Origin of the sequence: Streptomyces panaciradicis, assembly GCF_023516615.1 — a bacterium.
GTDB lineage: Bacteria > Actinomycetota > Actinomycetes > Streptomycetales > Streptomycetaceae > Streptomyces > Streptomyces panaciradicis.
In genome coordinates, this window is the sequence record NZ_JAMGBF010000236.1 from 1 (window position 1) to 2,317 (window position 2,317).

Here is a 2,317-nt window from a genome sequence, read left to right on the forward strand (position 1 = left end):
GCCGTACTTGCTGCCCCGGGTCACCATCGCGGCCGCGTTCCAGCGGTTCCACGCGGTGATACGGCGCTCCATCGCCTCGTCACCGGGCACGGCCGGCTCGGCGGCGGTGGGGATGGTGTTGACGTAGTCGGTCTCGAGGAGCTTGGGCAGCGCGATGCCGGTGCCCTCGGCCCTCTCCAGCGTGCGCCGCATCAGGTACGCGGCCCGGTGCGGGCCGGCCGCCTTGGCGACCGCGTCCAGGGAGGCCTGCCACTCGGCGGTCTCCTCCGGGTCCCGGTCGTGGAGCTGGTCGAGCTCGCTCGGCTGGATGGCGTTGGGGTCGGTCATGTCGCCGCCTTCCTCAGTCGAAGGGGGTTCCCTCATCGGTAAGGGTTCGGGGGTGCCCTTTGTCTTTGGCAGGACAGGGCGCGGGGCCTCGGTTCAGGCCCGTCGGCGACAATAACTCCCTGATCGATGATCGATCAAAGGGTTCAGGGGCAAAACTTCTCGATTCCGAGAAAGTAGGCACGGGGTGTCTTTCGGGCAGGCACCCGGTGCCGCGTTTTCGCCGGGTTTCCGCAGGTGAGCGGCGCTGCGCTCAGGCTCGCGGGGCGCAGCCCAGCACGTGCGCCTTGACCAGTTCCGCGATCCTCGGGTCCCGCCGCCGGAACGCCTGGACCAGCTCCTCGTGCTCCTCCGCGTACGACTGCTGAACGGTGCCCAGCCAGCGGATCGACAGCGCCGTGAAGACTTCGATGCCCAGGCCCTCCCAGGTGTGCAGCAGCACGGAGTTGCCCGCGGCCCGCACCAGCTCGCGGTGGAAGGCCACCGTGTGCCGCACCTGGCCGGTGCCGTCGGCGTTGCGGTCGGCCTCGTACAGCGCGGCCACATGCGGCTCCAGCGCCGAGCAGTCCTGCGCCAGCTTCTCCGCCGCCAGCTCCGCCGCGATGGCCTCCAGACCGGCCCGTACCGGGTAGCTCTCCTCCAGGTCGGCCGCCGTCAGATTCCGCACCCGAACGCCCTTGTTCGGCGCGGACTCGATCAGCCGCAGCGACTCCAGCTCCCGCAGCGCCTCGCGCACCGGCGTCTGGCTGACCTCCAGCTCGGTGGCGATACGGCGCTCCACGATCCGCTCGCCCGGCTTCCAGCGCCCGCTGACGATCCCCTCCACGATGTGCTCGCGGATCTGTTCGCGCAGCGAGTGGACGACGGGCGCGGTCATGAGAGCTCCTTAAGGGCGTTCGACGTTTAGACAATAAGGCCGCGAGCGCTTTCGGGAGAGGCGCACGGGGGCGCTTTCGTGCAGGTGAGACGAGACTTACACGCCATGCCGGGCACGGCCGTCCGCGGCGGCGCCCGGCCGGTACGACAGCGCCCCCGCCCGGAAGCTCCGGGCGGGGGCGCCGTCGTACGAACCCTGTGTCCTACAGGCCGAGCTCGACCTCGAACTCGCCCGCCTCCAGGATCGCCTTGACCGCGGTCAGGTAACGGGCCGCGTCGGCGCCGTCCACCAGACGGTGGTCGTAGGAGAGGGTCAGGTAGGTCATGTCGCGCACGCCGATGACCGTGCCCTCCTCGGTCTCGATGACCGCCGGGCGCTTGACCGTGGCACCGATGCCGAGGATCGCGACCTGGCCCGGCGGCACGATGATCGTGTCGAAGAGCGCGCCGCGCGAACCGGTGTTGGAGATGGTGAAGGTCGCGCCGGACAGCTCGTCCGGGGTGATCTTGTTGGCGCGGACCTTGCCGGCCAGCTCCGCCGTGGCCTTCGCGATGCCCGCGATGTTCAGGTCGCCGGCGTGCTTGATGACCGGGGTCATCAGGCCCTTCTCGGAGTCCACCGCGATCCCGATGCTCTCGGAGTCGAAGTAGGTGATCGTGCCCTCGGCCTCGTTGATCTTGGCGTTGATGACCGGGTGGGCCTTCAGCGCCTGGGCCGCCGCCTTCACGAAGAACGGCATCGGGGAGAGCTTGACGCCCTCGCGCGCGGCGAAGGAGTCCTTGGCCTGGGCGCGCAGGCGCATCAGGCGGGTGACGTCGACCTCGACGACCGAGGACAGCTGCGCCTGCTCGTGCAGCGCCTTGACCATGTTGTCGCCGATGACCTTGCGGATGCGGGGCATCTTGACGGTCTGGCCGCGCAGCGGCGACGCCTCCAGCGTGGGCGCCTTCCTGGCGGCCGGGGCGGCAGCGGCGGCGGGCGCCGGAGCGGCGGCAGCGGCCTTGGCGGCCTCGGCGGCGGCCATGACGTCCTGCTTGCGGATACGGCCGCCGACGCCGGTGCCCTTGACGCCGGCCAGGTCGACGCCGTGCTCGGCGGCGAGCTTGCGCACCAGCG

Annotated in this window: 3 protein-coding genes; all 3 read right to left on the reverse strand. The window is 70.6% G+C overall.

Annotated elements, in window-relative coordinates; all coding sequences use genetic code 11:
• The coding region (locus M8J74_RS42350) for a pyruvate dehydrogenase E1 component-related protein (protein WP_505016722.1) at window positions 1-327 on the reverse strand (327 nt) is incomplete at its 3' end.
• 250 nt (window positions 328-577) lie between these two features.
• Window positions 578-1,201 carry a GntR family transcriptional regulator gene (locus tag M8J74_RS42355; RefSeq protein WP_200705735.1) on the reverse strand — a complete coding sequence of 208 codons (624 nt, stop codon included), beginning with the start codon at window positions 1,199-1,201 and terminating at the stop codon, window positions 578-580.
• 202 nt (window positions 1,202-1,403) lie between these two features.
• Window positions 1,404-2,317, reverse strand: a 914-nt coding sequence (locus M8J74_RS42360) for a 2-oxo acid dehydrogenase subunit E2 (RefSeq protein WP_249841492.1), incomplete at its 5' end; no start/stop codon positions are given.

Coding starts and splice junctions, on each gene's coding strand:
- M8J74_RS42355 (WP_200705735.1), bottom strand. CDS start 1,201: ATGACCGCGCCCGTCGTCCACTCGCTGCGCGAACAGATCCGCGAGCAC.